Source organism: Neobacillus sp. PS3-34, from assembly GCF_030915465.1.
GTDB lineage: Bacteria > Bacillota > Bacilli > Bacillales > Cytobacillaceae > Neobacillus_A.
In genome coordinates this window covers 3670818-3690151 of record NZ_CP133267.1, presented here as the reverse complement: position 1 = coordinate 3690151, position 19334 = coordinate 3670818, and the positions used below count along the sequence as shown (strand labels likewise).

At 39.5% G+C, this 19334-nt stretch carries 19 protein-coding genes and 3 pseudogenes; 8 read left to right on the top strand and 14 right to left on the bottom strand.

Annotated elements, in window-relative coordinates:
* Window positions 1-32 precede the first annotated feature (32 nt).
* The 6 genes and pseudogenes from pstA to RCG23_RS19095 form a co-directional block, all read right to left on the bottom strand.
* Complete coding sequence (pstA, locus tag RCG23_RS19120; protein ID WP_308176955.1) at window positions 33-920, bottom strand: phosphate ABC transporter permease PstA; 888 nt, start codon at window positions 918-920, stop codon at window positions 33-35.
* Complete coding sequence (gene pstC, locus RCG23_RS19115; RefSeq protein ID WP_308180110.1) at window positions 920-1786, bottom strand: phosphate ABC transporter permease subunit PstC; 867 nt, start codon at window positions 1784-1786, stop codon at window positions 920-922. Before pstC ends, pstA begins: the two co-directional genes overlap by 1 nt.
* 131 nt (window positions 1787-1917) lie before the next feature.
* Window positions 1918-2823 (bottom strand): phosphate ABC transporter substrate-binding protein, encoded by a 906-nt coding sequence (locus RCG23_RS19110; RefSeq protein ID WP_308176954.1) that lies wholly within the window; start codon window positions 2821-2823, stop codon window positions 1918-1920.
* 218 nt (window positions 2824-3041) lie between these two features.
* A pseudogene (locus tag RCG23_RS19105) lies at window positions 3042-5139 on the bottom strand (peptidoglycan D,D-transpeptidase FtsI family protein).
* Window positions 5140-5306: 167 nt separating this feature from the next.
* A pseudogene (locus RCG23_RS19100) lies at window positions 5307-6522 on the bottom strand (MFS transporter).
* 156 nt (window positions 6523-6678) lie between these two features.
* Complete coding sequence (locus RCG23_RS19095; protein WP_308176953.1) at window positions 6679-7287, bottom strand: superoxide dismutase; 609 nt, start codon at window positions 7285-7287, stop codon at window positions 6679-6681.
* Window positions 7288-7631: 344 nt separating this feature from the next.
* Between RCG23_RS19095 and RCG23_RS19090 the strand changes: the two genes are divergently transcribed.
* Entirely contained in the window at window positions 7632-8327 is a 696-nt protein-coding gene (locus RCG23_RS19090; RefSeq protein WP_308176952.1) for a Crp/Fnr family transcriptional regulator, read from the top strand.
* Between the two features lie 203 nt (window positions 8328-8530).
* Here RCG23_RS19090 and RCG23_RS19085 read toward each other — a convergent pair whose 3' ends face one another.
* A complete protein-coding gene (locus RCG23_RS19085; RefSeq protein WP_308176951.1) occupies window positions 8531-9013 on the bottom strand; it encodes a DUF456 domain-containing protein in 483 nt (160 codons plus the stop codon).
* Between the two features lie 25 nt (window positions 9014-9038).
* Entirely contained in the window at window positions 9039-9842 is an 804-nt protein-coding gene (locus RCG23_RS19080; RefSeq protein ID WP_308176950.1) for a PhoU domain-containing protein, read from the bottom strand.
* A gap of 235 nt (window positions 9843-10077) precedes the next feature.
* On the opposite strand from RCG23_RS19080, the pseudogene RCG23_RS26045 reads away from it, so the two are divergent.
* From RCG23_RS26045 to ispG, 3 genes and pseudogenes are all read left to right on the top strand, one after another.
* A pseudogene (locus RCG23_RS26045) lies at window positions 10078-10852 on the top strand (DUF1189 domain-containing protein).
* Window positions 10853-10940: 88 nt separating this feature from the next.
* A complete protein-coding gene (locus tag RCG23_RS19060; protein ID WP_308176947.1) occupies window positions 10941-11282 on the top strand; it encodes a type IV pilus biogenesis protein PilM in 342 nt (113 codons plus the stop codon).
* Window positions 11283-11432: 150 nt separating this feature from the next.
* The gene (ispG, locus tag RCG23_RS19055; protein ID WP_308180108.1) at window positions 11433-12533 is read left to right on the top strand and encodes a flavodoxin-dependent (E)-4-hydroxy-3-methylbut-2-enyl-diphosphate synthase; all 1101 of its coding nucleotides are present in this window, start codon (window positions 11433-11435) and stop codon (window positions 12531-12533) included.
* A 58-nt stretch (window positions 12534-12591) separates the two neighbouring features.
* Here ispG and RCG23_RS19050 read toward each other — a convergent pair whose 3' ends face one another.
* Window positions 12592-12948, bottom strand: a complete 357-nt coding sequence (locus RCG23_RS19050; protein WP_308176946.1) for a hypothetical protein — start codon at window positions 12946-12948, stop codon at window positions 12592-12594.
* Between the two features lie 179 nt (window positions 12949-13127).
* Between RCG23_RS19050 and RCG23_RS19045 the strand changes: the two genes are divergently transcribed.
* Complete coding sequence (locus tag RCG23_RS19045; RefSeq protein WP_308180107.1) at window positions 13128-13697, top strand: hypothetical protein; 570 nt, start codon at window positions 13128-13130, stop codon at window positions 13695-13697.
* Between the two features lie 30 nt (window positions 13698-13727).
* Here RCG23_RS19045 and RCG23_RS19040 read toward each other — a convergent pair whose 3' ends face one another.
* From RCG23_RS19040 to RCG23_RS19030, 3 genes are read right to left on the bottom strand one after another with little or no spacing between them, the layout of a single operon-like run.
* Window positions 13728-14138 (bottom strand): zinc uptake transcriptional repressor Zur, encoded by a 411-nt coding sequence (locus RCG23_RS19040; RefSeq protein WP_308176945.1) that lies wholly within the window; start codon window positions 14136-14138, stop codon window positions 13728-13730.
* A gap of 12 nt (window positions 14139-14150) precedes the next feature.
* A complete protein-coding gene (locus tag RCG23_RS19035; protein ID WP_308176944.1) occupies window positions 14151-14996 on the bottom strand; it encodes a metal ABC transporter permease in 846 nt (281 codons plus the stop codon).
* A complete protein-coding gene (locus tag RCG23_RS19030; RefSeq protein WP_308176943.1) occupies window positions 14993-15772 on the bottom strand; it encodes a metal ABC transporter ATP-binding protein in 780 nt (259 codons plus the stop codon). Before RCG23_RS19030 ends, RCG23_RS19035 begins: the two co-directional genes overlap by 4 nt.
* 179 nt (window positions 15773-15951) lie before the next feature.
* On the opposite strand from RCG23_RS19030, the gene RCG23_RS19025 reads away from it, so the two are divergent.
* Window positions 15952-16206: a DUF2624 domain-containing protein gene (locus RCG23_RS19025; RefSeq protein ID WP_308176942.1), complete on the top strand. Its 255-nt coding sequence runs from the start codon at window positions 15952-15954 to the stop codon at window positions 16204-16206.
* A gap of 28 nt (window positions 16207-16234) precedes the next feature.
* On the opposite strand, the gene RCG23_RS19020 is transcribed toward RCG23_RS19025, so the two are convergent.
* On the bottom strand, window positions 16235-17128 hold the full coding sequence (locus RCG23_RS19020; RefSeq protein ID WP_308176941.1) for a deoxyribonuclease IV: 894 nt from the start codon (window positions 17126-17128) through the stop codon (window positions 16235-16237).
* Between the two features lie 27 nt (window positions 17129-17155).
* Window positions 17156-18472, bottom strand: coding sequence for a DEAD/DEAH box helicase (locus RCG23_RS19015; RefSeq protein ID WP_308176940.1), 1317 nt, complete (start codon window positions 18470-18472; stop codon window positions 17156-17158).
* Between the two features lie 227 nt (window positions 18473-18699).
* Here RCG23_RS19015 and RCG23_RS19010 point away from each other — a divergent pair, with 227 nt between their 5' ends.
* Both RCG23_RS19010 and vrrA read left to right on the top strand, forming a co-directional pair.
* Complete coding sequence (locus RCG23_RS19010; RefSeq protein ID WP_308176939.1) at window positions 18700-18981, top strand: hypothetical protein; 282 nt, start codon at window positions 18700-18702, stop codon at window positions 18979-18981.
* A complete protein-coding gene (vrrA, locus tag RCG23_RS19005; protein WP_308176938.1) occupies window positions 18921-19322 on the top strand; it encodes a VrrA/YqfQ family protein in 402 nt (133 codons plus the stop codon). The genes RCG23_RS19010 and vrrA overlap by 61 nt, the downstream gene beginning before the upstream one ends.
* The last annotated feature ends 12 nt before the right edge of the window (window positions 19323-19334 follow it).

Genomic DNA, 19334 nt, shown 5'->3' with positions numbered 1-19334 from the left:
AATGTTGTCGCCATTTTCCTTCACCCGCTCTCTTATTTTGTCGCCGTTATTTTCCGGTGGATGATGCTGCCGATCCAGCGGGCAGATAAGTTAAAGATAAGGACGGAAATGATAAGGACCGCTGCCGATCCATTTGAAATTTCCTTTACGTCTGGAATTATTCCTTGTGTATTGAGAGCCCAAATATGAACAGCCAATGTTTCAGCAGGACGGAAAATATTTAAAGGTGACATATCTGAAAACGGATTCCAATCTGCATAATCCAATCTTGGAGTTGATTGGCCAGCTGTAAACAGTAAGGAAGCTGCTTCGCCAAAAACACGGCCTGATGCCAAAATCGCACCTGTTAAGATGGACGGAAAAGCACTCGGCAAAAGAATAGTTTTAATTGTATGCCAGTGAGTAATACCAAGGGCAAGACTTGCTTCTTTTTGATCACGTGGAACGGACCTAATAGCATCTTCACTGACTCGTACCATAACTGGAAGGTTAAATACCGTTAAAGCCAGTGCCCCACCAAGAATCGTATATCCCCAGCCAGTTAAATTAACAAACATCAAAAGACCAAACATTCCAATTACAATGGAAGGAAGAGAAGCTAGGACTTCGATACAGGAGCGGATCGCGTTTGTCACTTTGCCTGGCTTTGCGTATTCTGCCATATATATTCCTCCGCCAAGTCCAAGAGGAATAGTAATCAGCATCGTAATGAATAAAATATAAAGAGAGTTGAATAATTGATCTCTTATTCCCCCTCCTGCCCTGATATTACTAGATGGAGTGGTAATGAAATCAAAGGAAACATATTTTAGACCGTTAAATAAAATATAAGAAAATAGCGCAACCAATATCGTTATGATAATAACCGCTATCGCAATGAAAACTCCGGTGGCAATCCGGTCTGCTGTTCTGCTGTTCATTATATCTTCCTCCTTGCTGAAAGATAGCGGATTAAAAGGATAAAGCCGAATGACATTATTAATAAGATTAATCCCATTGACCACAATGTATTATTTTCAATACTTCCGTAAGTTGTGTTACCCATATTCAGTGTAATGATAGTTGTTAATGTAGCAGATGCATCGAGAATACTTGATGGCAGATTTCGAACATTTCCAATTACCATTTGTACTGCCAAAGCTTCTCCAAACGCCCTTGCCATACCAAGAACAATAGCTGTCAGCAATGTTGGCATCGCAGCTGGTATCAATACTTTTCTTATTGTCTGCCACCTTGTAGCGCCTAAGGCAAATGAGCCCTCTTTAAGGGTCTTTGGAATTGAACTCATTGCATCCGTAGCAATAGTTGTAATTGTAGGCAGAATCATTATGGCAAGGACAATGGTTCCAGAAAGTAAACTAAAGCCAAGTGCCCCCACATGCCCTCTAATAAAAGGAACAAGTACTGTAAGCCCGATGAAGCCATAAACAACAGATGGAATTCCGACTAATAACTCAATAACGGGCTGAAGAATTTTCCTGCCCCATGAAGGAGCAATTTCCGTCATAAAAATAGCTCCGCCAATTCCAAGAGGAGCTGCCACAAGAGCTGACAGCATTGTAACTGCAAAGGACCCAAATATAAAGGGGAGAGCTCCATATTGTGGGTCTGCTGCATTTGTCGGATTCCAGTGCTTACTGGTTAAGAATTCAATAAGACTTACACCGTTTTTAATAAAAGACTGCACCCCTTTTGTACCAAGAAAAATAGTAATAGCTATAGTCGCTGAAATCATAATGATCGCACTCAATGTAACCAGAACTTTTCCTCGTAATTCCCCATCCATCCATTTTTTTTCAGATTTTAATAATCTGTCTTTTGCAGGAACCAGCTTTTCCATAAAAATAAAACACCCCTAGATTACGTCATAATAGGGTAAATGCGCTGGCGCATTTACCCTGTCCATTCATTGAACCATTATAGATTTTTCTGATTTCCTTTTGCATCACGTTCAACTTGCATTTTCTTAACTGAAAGATAACCTTGGTCCTTCACGATTGTGTTTTGAACATCGTCGCTCATCATGTAGTCAAGAAATGCTTTTGCTAATTCGTTAGGCTCGCCCTTTGTATAAGAGTGCTCGTAAGCCCATACTGGGAATTTTCCGGATTGTACATTTTCATCAGTTGGTTCTACTCCATCAATTGCAAGTGGAGTTACTGCTTTATCAGTAAAGAATGAGAAAGCAAGATATCCGATTGCACCATCTGTTTCGCTAATGATTTTTTTAACTGTAGGTGAAGAATCTTCTGTTACACCTTCTGCAGGTGTTGCTCCATCAAGAGCAAATTTATTGAATACTGCACGTGTACCTGAAGAATCCGGACGGTTTACAAGAACGATTTTTTGGTCTTTTCCGCCTAGCTCTTTCCAGTTTGTGATTTTACCTGTGAATACTTTAATTAAGTCTTCTTTTTTAATGTCTTTAATACCAACCTTAGGATTTACTGCAGCTGTCATACCAACTACTGCAACTTTGTGGTCAACAAGTTCACTTGCTTTGTCAGGAATTTTTTCTTCAGCGAACAAATCAGAGTTACCGATTTGAACTGAACCTTCAGAAACCTGAGAAAGACCTGTACCTGAACCGCCGGCATTAACCTGGATATCAACTTTAGGATTATTATTCATGAACTCTTCAGCCGCCGCTGCAACAAGTGGTTGCATTGCAGATGAACCGGATACTACTAATGAACCAGATAAGTTTTTCTTTTCTGTTGTCTTATCATTTTTGTTTTTATCAGAAGCTCCACCGCAAGCAGCTGCAAATACCATTAATGCTGCTAGCATCATAAGCAGGCCTAATTTCTTGAAATTTTTCATTTCTGTTATTCCCCCTAAGAGATATGGTTGTTTTGTCCTACAGGTAATAGAATAATGCTTTACTGTTAACTGCGTTTTAATGCATTGTAAAGGTTTTGTAAATCTGTGTATTGAATACGTAAATCCGAAAACCTTCATATCCTTTATTTTGTGCAGTTTTATTAAAAAAACACAAAAAACAAAAAACCCGTTTCTTGAGAGAAACGGGTTTTGTTCTTTTATTGGCCTCCAGCCGAAGGAGAATCCTGATTGGAAGATTTATCTCCTGTTTGAAGAATCGATGCATTTCCATTCATGCGCTTTTTTTTCAAGTCGAAATATGCATCCAAAGCCGCACGGCCTATATAGTTGCTCGTCCCACGGCCATTCGCTGACTGATATGCCCATGGCACCAATACCGCGATTGCTATTTCCGGATTATCATCAGGCGCGTAGCCGACCAGGCTTAGATTCATTACTTGTGGGGCCTTTTGCCAAACTGCTTGCGTTTAGGGCCATCGTAAAACGCTTCAGCAGTCCCCGTCTTGCCGGCTGGATGATATTCAGCAGTATGGAAGTACCTGACCGCCGTGCCATCGCCTACCTGCATGACCATTTTAAAGCCCTGTTGAACTCTCTTGATCCATTCATCCTTTGCATCAATTCGATTTAATACCTTTGGTTCAATTTCCTGTACTACAGGACCCATTTCCTTATTATCAAGGATAGGCTCTCTGATTTCCTTTACCAAATGTGGCTGCACACGGTATCCACCGTATGCAATCGTTGACACATACTGCGCAAGCTGCATGTTTGTATAAGTATCATATTGTCCAATAACAAGGTCAAGCAGCAAACCTGGCTTCTTAATTGGCCTGGATAACCGGTTGCTTCATTTGGCAGGTCAATACCTGTCCGCACTCCTAAACCGAACTGGCTGAAGGATTGTCTGACCGTATCAAACGCCTTCATATTAAGAGGAAGAGATTCGTTTGCGGCATAGTGTCCTCCCCCCATCGCAATGGCTGTTTTCCACATATAAACGTTTGACGAAACCTGCAGTGCCCGTAAATCATTTATTCTTCCAAAATTTTTCCATGATTTTTTCACTGGTGTATTCTGAATTTTTAGCGGTTCATCGAATTGAGTCGAGCCTGGGCTGATGGCTCCTGTTTTATATCCTGTCAAAATCGTTGCACCTTTGACAGCTGATCCGACGTTATAGGAAGTAGAGATATTTCCAAGTGCAAAGTCTTTCATTTCTTCCTTACCGGTTTCTTCATTTTTCCCAATTTGCTTTCCGGCCATCGCAAGCACTTCACCTGTCCGCGGATCCATCATTACAACAAATGCGCGGTCTAAAAGGCCAGAACTTGGCTCTTTCTTCGCAAGCCGGAGTTGGTCTTCGAGAATCTTTTCAACTGACGCCTGAAGATCCATATCGATCGTGAGTACGAGATCTTTTCCCCTTTTTCCTTCAGAAACTACCTCGGTTGATATGATATTCCCGGCTTTGTCCGTTTTGTTCTTGACCTTTGCCTTTTCACCGTGAAGGACGTCTTCATACTGCTTCTCAATATAGCTTTTTCCGACCCGTTCATTTCGGCTGTATCCTCTTGCAAGATAATAGTCGAGGAGCTCCTTTGGGACACCTTCATCAGACGATGTCACTTTTCCTAAAACAGTTCTCAGGGTACTGCCGAATACATAGTTACGGTCCCAGTCTGTTGTCGTATTGACTCCTGGCAAGCTTTCGAGATTTTCGCTGACAACAGCAAACTCCTTAGCCGAGACTCCTTTATTTTTCACGATTTGCGGAGTTAAAGCGTAACCGCTGTTAAATTGTCGAAAAATGGCCAAAATCTGTAAGTCTTTGTTAGTAAGCTGGCTTAGCTCTGCATCCGTAACTCTGGACAGTTGTATTTTATATAAATCTTTATCGTCCAGTTTTTTTTGTTTATATTGGTCCCAGTCTTTTTTTGTTATTTTCTTTTTTGCTTCATCAGGATGCGCCATAAGCCAATAATCCTTCTTGTCGCGCTCCTGTACCTTTTTTGTATCCATTGTAATGTACTTAGCCAAACGTGCTGCCACCATAAGCATTTCCTTCTGGTCTGCATTCTGATATTTCGTATATGTGATTGCGTTGAGCGGGGAGTTGTCCACAATTACTTTCCCATTTCTGTCATAAATCTTCCCACGGGGAACCGGATTGTCGATAGTAATATCCTCGGTCCTTTCAATTTCCCGTTTAAAATCATTTCCATATACTATTTGTACGACTCCCAGCCTTAAAATTAGCGCTGAAAAAAGCATAAAAACAACAAAGAATAGCATATTCAGCCTAAAAGGGACTTGAGTCTTCTTCTTTTTCTTTTTATTTACCAACGTTTACTCACACTTTCTTTAAAAGGATTCACATAACTTCTATTCTAAAAGAAATGCCCCCTTTTTTCCATGAGGAACCCTTACCATTTTTTAAAAAGAAAAAAATGCTGTTTTGATCATGCTGGAGAAAGTTTGATTCTTTTAATAAACCAGTAAATACATGTATGGCCAGCGCCAAGAATCAGGAGAAGAACGGGTATGCTTTTACTCTGATCAAACCATGTGACCGCTGCAAGGAATACAAGAATGGAAACAATTCTTCCTCCATTCAAAAAAATTTCACGAACAACAATATATTCAATTCGCATTTCAGCTGCCTTCCAACTTTGTCCAATAACGTCATATGTCATCGACATATATGGAACAAGGAGAATCGGGTATGCCATAGCTATCATTCCTGCATAAATTAATAGCTTGTAATAGGACACATCCCAAACAATCAGTAGGACTGCAGCGTATAAAATGATTCCACCAATAAGGATTGACTTTTTCCGGTGATGTTTCTTAATGATCCTGGAAGCGGCAAAATAAACAATAAAGGAAATTCCGGAGTTCACTAGACCAAAGGTACCCAGTGCCAGTTCACTTCCGGTAGAAATAAAAACAAAAACCGAGATTACAAATAAAAACGTCCCCTCGCGCAAGCCTTGGAAAAAGTGGGCATGTGTTATGAGACGCCAATTTTGATTTTGTTTTCTTTCCTGCAAAATTCGTGTGAAGCAATATCTTCCGCTTGCCGCCTTGGCTTTAAAAAGAAGCTAAGGAAAACGGCCAATCCAAATAGTGCCAAAGACATGCCAAAAACCACCGTATATCCTGTAAACTTTGTAAGCCTGGTAATGATTAACCCTGCAGCCATAGGGCCAATCATTCCTCCAATAGATGATAAAATCCCAAGGAAACCATTAAAAAAATCCCGCGTTTCTGGTTCTGTAATTTCAAAGGTTAAAACATTAAACGCGAGCCAATAAAAACCATATCCAACCCCCAGCAATCCTCCAAGCAGCATTAAATAGTGAGATGCATGGGTTCCTGCAACTAAAACTGTCAGATAAAACAAGGCCAAAAATATGACCCCGATTCTAAATACAATGACCCTGTCTACCTTCTTAGCCCATCTTCCAGCCAAAATGAAAGTCAGCGGCTGAATGATGACAATCGATAAATTATAAAGGCCAAATCGGAAAATTCTCCAGATTGCTTCCAAAGATATATATTTACGAAACTGTTGGATAGAGCGACACTTAATGAGTATAAGCCTCCAATAATTAGAAGAAGGGATAAATCCCCCTTAAGCTCTATGTCACCAAGAAACTTGAATTTTTTGTTCATAAATTAACTCCCCTTTGTCATAAGGGTAGTCTTTAACAAGCATTGCTTTATTATTCGCTAAGAGGAAGTAAGATGGAGCAAGCGGAGTGGCAGGAGTTTTTCTGTATTACAAAGAACAAAAGGCGGACAAGCGTCCGCCTTTTTGTTTTATCATTATTACTTTGCTTCGTTGTATCGTTTTGAAACTTCGTCCCAATTAACAACGTTCCAGAAAGTGTTAATATATTCCGGACGGCGGTTTTGATATTTCAAGTAGTAAGCATGCTCCCAAACATCAAGTCCAAGTACAGGAGTTTTTCCTTCCATAAGTGGAGAATCTTGGTTTGGTGTGCTAGTTACTTCTAATTCTCCGTTATTAACTACAAGCCAAGCCCAGCCTGAACCAAAACGTGTAGTAGCTGCTTTAGCGAACTCTTCCTTGAAGTTTTCAAGGCTACCGAATTTCTTGTTAAGTGCGTCAGCCAACTCACCTGTTGGCTCACCACCACCGTTTGGTGAAAGGATTTGCCAGAATAGAGAATGGTTAGCGTGGCCGCCACCGTTGTTGCGAACTGCAGTGCGGACATTTTCAGGAACCGCATCAAGGTTTGCTACAACTTCTTCAACGCTTTTAGAAAGCAATTCTTCGTTTCCTTCTAATGCATTGTTTAGATTTGTTACGTATGTGTTGTGGTGCTTAGTGTGGTGAATATTCATTGTTTCCTTATCAATGTTTGGTTCCAAGGCGTCATAACCATAAGGTAATTGCGGTAATTCGAATGCCATTATAATATCCTCCTATGTAATAATTAATTTTATAGCCTTAGTTTCCTAAACCGTTTGAATTTAGAATATTTCTAAAGCTTTTCAGGTTAAGATTACCAAACTTCCATCATTGTTTCAAATGATATGCTCTTAGCTGACATAGATACATTGCCCTGTATCCAAAACTTTATTCCTAGGTGCACGAGCATCTTTCGTTAAATTGTCATTTTTTAAAAACCGCATATTGTCAACGATAAATGCCCTACAGTCACAAAAAGCTTTCATTTCATGTGAAGTCCCTTATTGACAGGCAGTAAGTAATTCTTTTAAATCGAAGCATGGATGCATTAAAAGGAGTGGCAAAGATGCAGAACGAGAGCATTTCTTTATACAATTTATTGCTTCAATTTTTCGGGAAGAATGAGTCCGTACAAAAAATTAAAGCTGGTACTGTCCTTTTTCAAGAAAAAGATCCTGTTCAGTACATATTTCTTATTTTAAAAGGAAGCACTGCTATTGGCAGGGTCCATGAAAAGGGAAAAGAATTTTTATTAAAGATATTAAACAGCCGTGAGCTTCTTCTGGAATATCAAATTTTTAAAGATGAACCCCACTACCATTTTTCTGCAAAAACAGTGACTGACTGCGAATTTTTATTTATTAAAAAGGAACAGTTTGAGTCTTTTGTTTTAAATGATCCTTCGATAATGATTTCTCTGGTTTCCTGGTTAAGCACTCGATATTTAAAAGCTCAAATGAAATGCCAGGATTTAATAATGAATGGCAAAAAAGGCGGTTTATATTCCATTTTGATTCGGCTTTGCAATTCATATGGTATCATGACAGAAAATGGAATACTCATTGACTTGCCGCTAACCCATCAGGAGCTTGCAAACCTGACCTACGGTACAAGAGAAGTAATCCAGCGTTTACTAAAGGAGCTGCGCGAAATGGACATCATTTCATATGAGCAGCAAAAATTCACGGTAAAAAACCTCAGTTATTTAAAAAGAGAGGTAGACTGCCAAAATTGCTCTGCTGAAATTTGCGGATTGAACTAAGAAAAACGCAAGCGCCTTGATCACCCCCGACAAGCGCTGGAGGGCCTAGAGGTGAAGTCGTTCTTTGACTTCATCGGAAGGACCGAAGCGACCTCGAGGGGGTAGGCGCTGAAGCTAGACATCAGTACTTTTAAAAAAAATTAAACTTTCTTGTCTGTTAACAATAAACAAACAGCCCTATCAGGTGGATAGGGCTGTAAAATTTAGAATACAACGACAAGAAAATAAATGATCATTAACACCTGGATGATTGACTTTGTGATGATGCTGCTAATAAAACCTATAACAGAACCAAAGCCAATTTTCACGCTTTCAGAGAAGCTCCTCTTATTAAAAATAAATTCAGCCGCAATAGCACCTATAAATGGGCCAATTAGAATTCCTAAAAAAGGAATAACGATTGGACCTGCCACTATACCAATCGTGCTTCCCCATATCCCCGCTTTTGATCCTCCATATTTCTTTATACCAATCATATTGGACAGGAAGTCTGCACCAAATAACAGGACAACAAGCAATCCTTGAATTACCCAAAAATACCAGGTGAAGTGCTGAAAAGAAAAAAGGAAGCCATATAATAAAAATCCTGCAAGCAAAAATAAAACACTAGGTATAATTGGATATACCAACCCCACAAACGCTACAGCAAAGAGAAGCGTAATTAACGACCAATATAATATGTCCATTTTCCCTCTCCTTTTTTTATTGTTTTCATTTTAGAAAGTCTTTTTTCAGTACATTAACAGAAATATTGGATGAATGTTTGCCAATAAGCTCTATATTTAGGACTATATCATCGTAAATAATACCTAAATGCCCTGTAAATACACCCTTTCTCAACCTTTCCATCTGTTCTTTGTGATATTGCTGTTCCAAATTATTAATTTCTTCTTCTAATTTTTTAGCATTCTCTGCAGCTGTCTTATCATTATAGTCAAAAGCTTGAAGGGATTGTTTAAATGCTTCCCCAGACAAGAGTAACATTTTATCTATATATTTATCGAAGGCTGGCAATGAGTTACTGTCGTATTTCTCTATGAGCATGATAATATTCATTACATGCTCCACTATACGAACAATGTCCTCGTTAGTCTCCAACAAAATGATATGTTTATCAGTGTCTTCATCAGATAAAGGATAATTTGAAAGCTCAGATAAATATTCTGATATTTTTTCATATAAATGTTGGATTGTTTTTTCTAGTTCCCATGCTTTCACAGCATGTTTATGTAAATTAGATTTTATAAGTTCAGCTGTTTCTTCAATGATACTATTGGCCATAAAGCCCATCCGCACGACTTCTTCCTTTGCCTGTCCAAGAGCAATTCCGGGAGATTGGACGAAATAGCTTGTATCAAGTTGTACCGGCTCACTCGCAGAACTCTCCCCGAACTTCATAAGCTTCACAACTGTCTTGATAATGAACCTGCCAATTGCCCAAAAGAGCACAATTGCTGCCAATAATCCGACTCCGGCGATAAGCCTGGTATACATATCAGTCCCCTGAAAATTCATTTTTCCACCTTCATCTTTCCTACTTTCGACAAAAACCAACATTAAGCTCATCTTATTATGTAAAATATTTAAAGAAAAAGTAAATGATTTGCACTATAAATTTACACTGCTTTTACATTTCTCTTAATTATTACAAAAACATTACAGTAAATTAGTTTTTTTTGATGGTACTTCTTGTATATAAACTGCGCTAAAGCTAGAATAGAAAAGTGAATCTGTTTAAGGGTGTGTTAGTATGAATATTTTCAAACAATTTTATAGAAGCATCTATTCTCCCAAGGATATTGCTCTTTTTCGTTTTCAAGGGATTGGAAAAACCATCTTGTATGTATTTTTTCTTACCTTTCTTTCCATTCTGCCTTCATTAGTTTTTATCAGCTCTGCACTTAATTCGGGTATCGATTCCAGCCGGAATGTTATTGAAGATGAATTGCCTGCTTTTTCAATTCAAGACGGCCGCTTAACTTCAGAGAGTAAAGTCCCTGTGACCATTAACAAGGACGATTTTACGATCATTCTTGATTCCACTGGTGCGGTTACCACTGAAAATTTAAGTACTGATAGCAATACACTTGCATTATTGAAAAATGAGTTTGCCTTGGTTGCGGGCGGAAAATCCAACCCTACCCGTATACAATGCTGAATACTATCAAGGTGACCAACAAAGAATTACTTGAATTCATCGATTTGCTCAGCAATTCAAAATACATTATTATCGCGGTGATCTCACTGTTTGTATTTTTATTTTCCAGTGCAGCAAGCTTTGTAGAAGTGACTGTTCTTGCCCTTTTGGCCTTTTAATAAAAAATTTAACCGGTCGCAAGCTGCACTTCCGCCAATTATGGAGAATGGCTGCCTATAGCGAAACGCTGCCGACCCTCTTCTTCACGATTATGGCTGCTATTCAAACAACAGTACCAAAAGATTTCTTGATCAATTGGCTCGTTGCTATCATCGTTCTATTTCTTGCCATTAATGAAACGCCGAGACCAAAAAACAGGATCGAATAACCGCGCTTTTAAAGCGCGTTTTTTTGTTCTAAATTAAATTGGACAAGCATATTTATTGTACAAATTCCATCTATATGGAGGTTTGTCGATGAAAAAGCTAATCGTGCTGCTTGTTTCCATTTTATGCATTTATGTTATTTATTTTGATTTGACTCAGGGCACCCTTCCGCAGCCGCATATCCAGACAAAGAAGGCAGATGCGTTAGCTGAAAATAAAATTTCCGCAAATCAACCCTATTTTGAAGTGAAGGTAGCGCCCGGCGAAACCGTACTGACGATTGTCGAACACCAATTGGCCCATAACATTCCTGTAGCCATTGATGATGTAATAACGGATTTTGAAAAGCTTAATTCAGGGCTTCAGCCAGAAAAAATTCAAATCGGCAAATCATACCGCTTTCCGGACTATTCAAAGGTAAAGAATCATTAAACAAAGGAGTATCAAGGAAAGCTGTTCCAGCCTTAGCAGTTAATCTCCTTGTCAAGATTGCCGGGAGACTGATAAAATATATAAGTAGTACATTTTTATAATTAATATTCGAATTCCATATTTTAAAGGAGCGAATTTCTCTTGAATGAAATTATACATCGCACAAAGACCCGTCCAATTAAAGTGGGGAATTTAACGATTGGCGGGAGCAATGAGTTAATCATACAAAGCATGACGACGACCAAGACGCATGATGTTGAAGCTACGGTCGCCGAGATTAAACGGCTCGAAGAGGCTGGCTGCCAAATTGTCCGAGTTGCATGTCCGGATGAACGTGCTGCCAATGCCATAGCTGAGATCAAAAAGAGAATCAATATCCCTCTTGTAGTCGATATTCATTTTGATTATAAGCTTGCTCTAAAAGCAATTGAAGGTGGAGCAGATAAAATCCGTATTAACCCGGGGAATATCGGAAAGCGTGAGAAGGTAGAGGCAGTTGTAAAGGCCGCTAAAGAACGTGGGATTCCGATTCGCATCGGTGTAAACGCCGGTTCCCTTGAAAAAAGAATCCTTGAAAAATACGGTTATCCAACAGCTGACGGTATGGTCGAGAGCGCGCTTCACCATATAAAGATTTTAGAAGACCTCGATTTCCATGATATTATCGTTTCAATGAAGGCATCGGACGTCAACCTTGCAATTGAAGCCTATGAAAAGGCAGCAAAAGCATTTGATTATCCATTACATCTTGGTATCACGGAGTCGGGGACATTGTATGCCGGTACAATTAAAAGTGCTGCCGGTTTAGGTGCGATCATCAGCAAAGGAATTGGAAATACTCTCCGTATATCCCTTAGTGCTGATCCTGTCGAAGAAGTAAAAGTGGCAAGGGAATTATTGAAAGTTTTCGGCCTTTCCTCAAATGCTGCAACCTTAATTTCCTGTCCAACATGCGGCAGAATCGAAATTGATTTAATCAGTATTGCGAATGAAGTAGAAGAATATATACAAAAAATCAAGGCTCCAATCAAGGTTGCAGTCCTTGGCTGCGCTGTTAACGGACCGGGTGAAGCCCGCGAAGCCGACATTGGAATCGCTGGAGCACGTGGAGAAGGCCTGTTATTCCGCAAGGGTGAAATAGTCCGGAAGGTTCCCGAAAATGAATTAGTCGATGAGCTTAAAAAAGAAATTGACCAAATTGCAGAGGAATATTTCCAGAAGAAAGCTGCAGAAGCAGAATTGCAGGTATAAAATAAAATGAAAAGGCAGGCATAATGCCAGGCCTTTTGCTCCTATTATCAGAAACGTGTTAAAAAAACGGAAGTATGAACATTCCGATAATAATCGAAACAGCTCCCAATCCTATTGCCCATGAGCCAAGAGACTCTGCTCCTCGGCGACGGGCAATAAATCCTAACACTATTCCAGCTGCGCCAAACAAGATCGGCAATACAAACAGAGATAATATTGAGAGTGCAAGGCCAACAGTTCCGATACCGGTTCCTCCTGCTGCCCTTTCTCTTTCCTCATTTAATCCCCTTCTCCGATTATAAACTACTACAGGGGCTGCAATCTCTGCTGCTGTCTCTTCCCTGTAATCAGAAGGTTCATCAGGGTTCTTTCGGCGAAGATCACGCGCAACAAAGCCTCTATCTTGATCTGCCATCTAAATCCCTCGCTTTCAAATATAGGAGCTTTTTTAGTGTTTGCAATCCACCGCTTTTTAATATGTCAATGTTTGACTTTAAGGTTTTATATAACTACTGGCGAAAATTTTTCAAATGCTCGGCTGTTTTTGGTAATATAAAATAGGGAGAGAAATCAATGAAAACGAGGGAAACTAGAATGAAAAAAAGATTTGGCATCGATATTGATGGAACAGTGACCTGTCCTTCTTCGCTGGTTCCTTATATAAATAAAGCTTTTAATATGAATATAACCCTTGATGATATAAAACAATACGATTTAAATCCATTAGTCGAAGTGACAGAAGCCGAATTTGCTGAATGGTTTGAAAAAAATGAGCCTGTCATTTATGCGGAGTCCCCGCTCGCTAAAGGGGCTTACCCTATTTTAAATGAGTGGAAAAATGATCATGAATTATATTTTATTAGCGCCAGAAGCTCCCATTTATTAGATGTTACAGAAAAGTGGTTTACTGAAAACGATCTTACTTACCACCATATCGAGCTAATTGGCACACATCATAAGGTAGAAGCGGCAAAAAAATACCAGGTTGATGTGTTCTTTGAGGACAAACATGACAATGCCGTTATGATCCATGAAGAGTGCCAAATCCCTGTCATTTTATTTAATACCCCATATAACCAGGACCCCATTCCACAGGGCGTTATCCGTGTAAATGACTGGCACGAAGCCAACGCATGGATTCAAAACTGGCTTAAAAACCCATAAAAAAAGCAGCCTGTTTGGCTGCTTTTCCTATTAGATACATTCCGGACATCGGCCATAAATTTCAAATTTATGGCCTGAAATATCGTATCCCTTTAAATCCTCGCCAAGTCCAACCATTGGGCAGGTTCCGATTTCTTTTGATTTTCCGCAATCAAGACAAATAAAATGATGATGGTGATGATGGTGCGAGCATGTGAACCGGAAATGTTTTTCTCCATATAATTCCGTCATTTCAAGTATTCCCAATTCCGCAAAAAGAGAAAGATTTCTGTATATGGTATCAAAGCTTAAGCCGGGATAATGGTCCTTTAGCTTTTCCAGGACCTCTTTAGCTGTTAAATATTTATCGCTTCCAGCAAACAACAGCAGCATTTCTTCCCTTTTACCAGTATATTTAAATCCTTTCTCTTTTAAAAATCGAAGTGCTTCATTCACATCCATACGAACCGCCTCCTAAACCGCTTTATTGCCAAATCCGCTTTTTCTATAAAGTATTGCAATGACCAGGATCGCTACTGAAATCATTACGATAGTGCCGCCTGGTGCAAGATCCAAATAATAAGCAAGCGACAATCCTCCAAGAACGGATACTTCCCCAAAAAGCATTGAAAGAAAGATGGTTTGTTTAAAGCCCTTCGCTATCCGGATGCTGGCAGCGACCGGAAGGGTCATAAGTGATGACACCAGCAAAATCCCGACCACCCTCATGGAAGCAGCAATCACAAGAGCAACCATGATGATAAATATAAAATGAATGCTTCTTGATGCCAGCCCTGAGGCTTTCGCGTATTCTTCATCAAAAGAGAGCAAGAATAATTCCTTATATAATAAGAAGATCACACCTGCAACAAAAACACTAATCGCAAGAATTGTCCATAAATCCATCCTGCTGACTGCTGTAACACTTCCGAATAAATAGCTGAATAAATCTGTATTAAACCCATCGGCGAGTGATATAAAAATCACTCCAAGACCGATTCCTCCTGAGAGGATAATCGGAATTGCCAGTTCCTGATAATGCTTATATACGCTCCGCAATTTTTCTATAAATAAGGACCCGCCCACTGAAAAAGCCATACCCATGTACAGTGGATTAACACCTGCGAACATAAGGAATTTTTTTTCAAGCAAAAGGCTTGCCGCAATACCTGCCAGAGTAACATGGCTTAAGGCATCTGCGATTAAAGACAGCCTTCTCACCACAATAAACACGCCCAATAATGGGGCAATCAGTCCAATCAATATCCCTGTCATAAAAGCATTTTGCAGGAACTCGTAACGAAATATCGCCTCGATCATCTGTTAACTCCTCCATGGTCATGATGGTGGGCCAGCAAATGAATATCATGCCCGTAGACTTCGGATAATCCATCTTCCCTTAGCTGTTCAAATTCCTCTGTCTGTCCATGAAAATGAAGAGTCTTATTTAAACATGCTACATGGGTAACTTTGTCAGAGATCGTTCCAATATCATGAGTTACCATCAAAAGAGTGATTCCTCTATTCTTATTCAAATCACCCAGCATTTGATAAAATGAATTTACATTTTGGGCATCAACACCCACTGTCGGTTCATCCAGAATCAATAATTCAGGGTCGCTAACAAGTGCCCTTGCAATAAAAACCCTCTGCTGCTGCCCTCCTGAAAGCTCACCGATATTTTTTCCGGACAGCTGTTCCATACCTACTGATTTCAAAGCTGAACTCACTTTCTCACGGTCTTCTTTTTTAAAAAACTGGAATAATCCGAGCTTTTTTGTAAGGCCGCTTGCCACTACCTCAAAAACGGTTGCGGGAAATCCTGTATTAAAGGAATTGGCTTTTTGGGAAACATACCCGATTTTCTCCCAATCCTTAAACCGGCGAATATCCTGACCAAACAAAAGAATTTCACCCTGCTGAGGTTTAAGAAGCCCAAGTATTAATTTCATCAACGTAGATTTTCCTGAACCGTTCGGCGCAACAACGCCAAGAAAAGACCTCTCCGGGATGTTAAGATTAATATTTTCAAGGACTGTCTCTTTTTCATAACTATAATACAGCCCATTAATTTCAATAACTGACTTTGAAGGCATATTCATCACCTTTAATTTTAAGAATCATTCCGATTTAACTTACGTAGTATACAACATCTCTTTTTTTATGTAAAGTTGCATGCATATAAATCACTCCGTACCGTGTTATGGAGGTTAAATTATCTTTATTGTCACGATTCCCTATTCTCCTTCATACATTAGGATGGGGAGTGATGATAGTGAAGATTTTTGAAAACATCATAAATCATAAGATTAATACCATTACAACTGATGAATTATTGAAGTATGCGAAACAGTTTAATATTTCCGTTAACCGGAACCAGGCTCAGAAAATAGCCGAATACTTAAGGGGAAAGCAAGTCAATATTTTTGACAGTAACGAGAGGGCTATCTTAATAAAGGAAATTGCAAAGGTGACTAGTGCTGAAACAGCGCGGGAAGTGAACAAATTATTCATGCAGTTTGCAAAATAAAAGCTGTGCAGCCGCACAGCTTTTTTTCTTATGACCCTAAAATTAGATCAAGCAGGTTTTCATCGAATTTCTTGCTTTTCAGCATGTCTATTTCATGCTTGTATGGCGGTTTTTTATTATTTTTATCCTCACCTACATAGGGTGTTTCAAGGATTTTAGGAATATCCTTTAATTGTGGATGATGGATGATATAACTTAATGTGTCAAAGCCAATATGGCCAAAGCCGATGTTTTCATGGCGGTCCTTTCTCATCCCAACAGCATTTTTGCTGTCATTGATATGAAGAACTTTAAGCCTGTCCAATCCAACAATTTTATCAAACTCATTTAATACTCCATCAAAATCTTCAACGATATTATAACCGGCATCATGCGTGTGGCACGTATCAAAACAAACAGACAGCCTGTCATTATAATTTACCCCATCCATGATCATCGCTAATTCCTCGAATGATTTTCCACACTCGGAGCCTTTACCTGCCATGGTTTCAAGGGCTATCTGAATGTTTTCTTTACCCGTTAACACTTCATTCAGCCCTTCAATAATTTTCTTAATACCTTCTTCAGTTCCTGCACCTACATGTGCGCCTGGGTGAAGAACAATTTGGCCAGCTCCAATTGCTTCTGTCCGGTCAATTTCAGTACGCAGGAATCTGACACCAAGATCAAAGGTGTCTGGATTTGTTGTATTACCGATATTTATAATATAAGGCGCATGGACCACTATTTCATTTATTCCGTGCTCCTGCATATGCCTTCTGCCCTCTTCAATATTTAGATCAGAAATGTCCTTACGTCTTGTATTTTGGGGTGCCCCAGTATAAATCATGAACGTGTTCGCACCATAAGAAACAGCTTCCTCACTGGCAGCCAGCAGCATCTTTTTACCGCTCATTGAGACATGAGAACCGATTTTCAGCATATTTATCCACTCCCTTAAAAGCAGGCATTACTTTTTCTTATTTATTCTTCTTTGCCTCTTTTTGATTTTATCCATTTCCCATTGCATTTTCTTTTTATATCCTGGCTTTACTTTAGTAGGCTTGCGAATCATCGTTTTAGCAACTTTATCAGTTTCATCTTCTTGTTTTTTTCTGTTTTTACGCTTATTCCGTTCATCTAATTCAACAAAGCCTTCATCTTTTTTCAAATCTACATGTTTAAACTGGATTCCCATCTTTTCAAGGCGATTTAGTGCGTCCTCATCCGAACTCTCATAAACTGTTAACGCGATACCAGAGTTTCCTGCCCGAGCCGTCCTGCCAACGCGATGAATGTAAAAATCCAAATCTGTTGGAAGCTCGTAATTTATGATATGACTCACACCTTCTATATCGATGCCTCGCGCTGCAAGGTCTGTTGCTACGATATATTGATATTCCAAGTCTTGAATTTGCTTCATCATTTTTTTGCGTTCACGCGGACTTAAATCCCCATGCACCCTTCCGACCTTCATGCCTTTCCCGATTAAGTAATATGCAACATCCTCTGCCATTTTTTTTGTATTTGTAAAAACAATGGCAAGATACGGGTTGAATGTTAACAGCGCATCATGAACAATAGCCTTTTTATTTTTGTGTCGTGAAGGCAAAAGGTAATGCTGGATATTTACCGCAGCGAGGTTTCTGGAATCAATCTGAATAAACTTTGGATTTTCCATATATTTTTTTAAAAATGGCTTTAGTTTTTCAGGAATAGTCGCAGAAAAAACAAGTATTTGCAGATTTGCCGGCATCTTGGATGCCACTTTATCCACATCTTCAATAAAGCCCATGTCAAGCATCATATCCGCTTCATCAACCACTAACGTTTTAGCAGTATGAATAAACAGCGCCTGATCCTCCATTAAATCTTTAATTCTGCCTGGTGTGCCAACAACTACCTGTGGCTGCACCTTTAGTTTTTCGATTGTTCTCTGCTTGTCTGTTCCCCCGATGTAACAACGGGTCATTATTTTATTTTCTTCACTGCACTGTTCGGTCATTTTTAAAATTTGGTGATAAATTTGGTTTGCAAGCTCCCTTGTTGGAGCGGTAATTACTGCCTGAACTTCCTGCCGCTTCGGGTCAATTTTTTCAAGAATAGGGAGAACATACGCAAGCGTTTTTCCTGTACCTGTCTGTGACTGGCCAATAGCGCTTTCTCCTTTTAAAACAACCGGAATAATCCGTTCCTGTATCTCTGTTGGCTCTTGGAAACCCATCTCTTTTATTGCGTCTATTATAAAGGGCTGAAACTCGAATCGTTCAAATTGATTAACCTTCATTTTTTAATTGCTCCTTAATATCCATTTATTAAACTTCTTTCATCCATCATGTAATTATAGTAAAGATTAATGCAAATCTCCACCTAAACAATATTTTATTATCATCTTTTACCTTTCTGTAATTTCTAATCATGAAATTTTACATCGTGTTTGTGCAAAACTGCCTAAACAAAAAAGGTAGTTGTGCATACCTTAGATTAGAAGGAATAAGAAAGGAGGATATAACTATGCCACCAAGACATGGATTCCCTATGCAAGGCGGAATGGGACCACGCATGATGGGAGGACCTGGACCTCAAGGCAGAATGGGTTCGATGGGGATGAATCCATTCCAGCAAAGGCCGTTGATGGGTCAGATGATGGGAAGATCCGGACAGATGAACGGAGGAGGGGGCGCATGCTATCAAGATTATTCGGAGGGGGCAATCAAACCCGTGCAATGGGAGGAATGGCTGCCGCCAGCCGTCAGGCAGGGGCTGGCGGGGCGGGTTCACTTCTTAAATCGTTGAGCAACCCCGGAGCCATTAATGGATTCCTAAATAATACCCAGCAGATTCTGCAATCTGCTCAATCAGTAGGACCAATGATTCAGCAATACGGACCGCTGGTTAAAAACCTGCCAGCAATGTGGAAGCTTTACAGAGGATTAAAGAATTCTTCCTCTGATACTGATGAAACGACTTCAGTTAAACCTTCCTCATCAACACAAACAGAATCAAGCTCGGCAGAAGAAATTGCAGCTAAGAAACGTACTTCTGCAAAAAAGAAAAAGAAGAAGCAGAAAACTGAAAGTACGGAGAAGAAGACGGGTCATAACAGAGGGAATTCGGTTCCCAGACTTTATATTTAAACAGAATTTTCA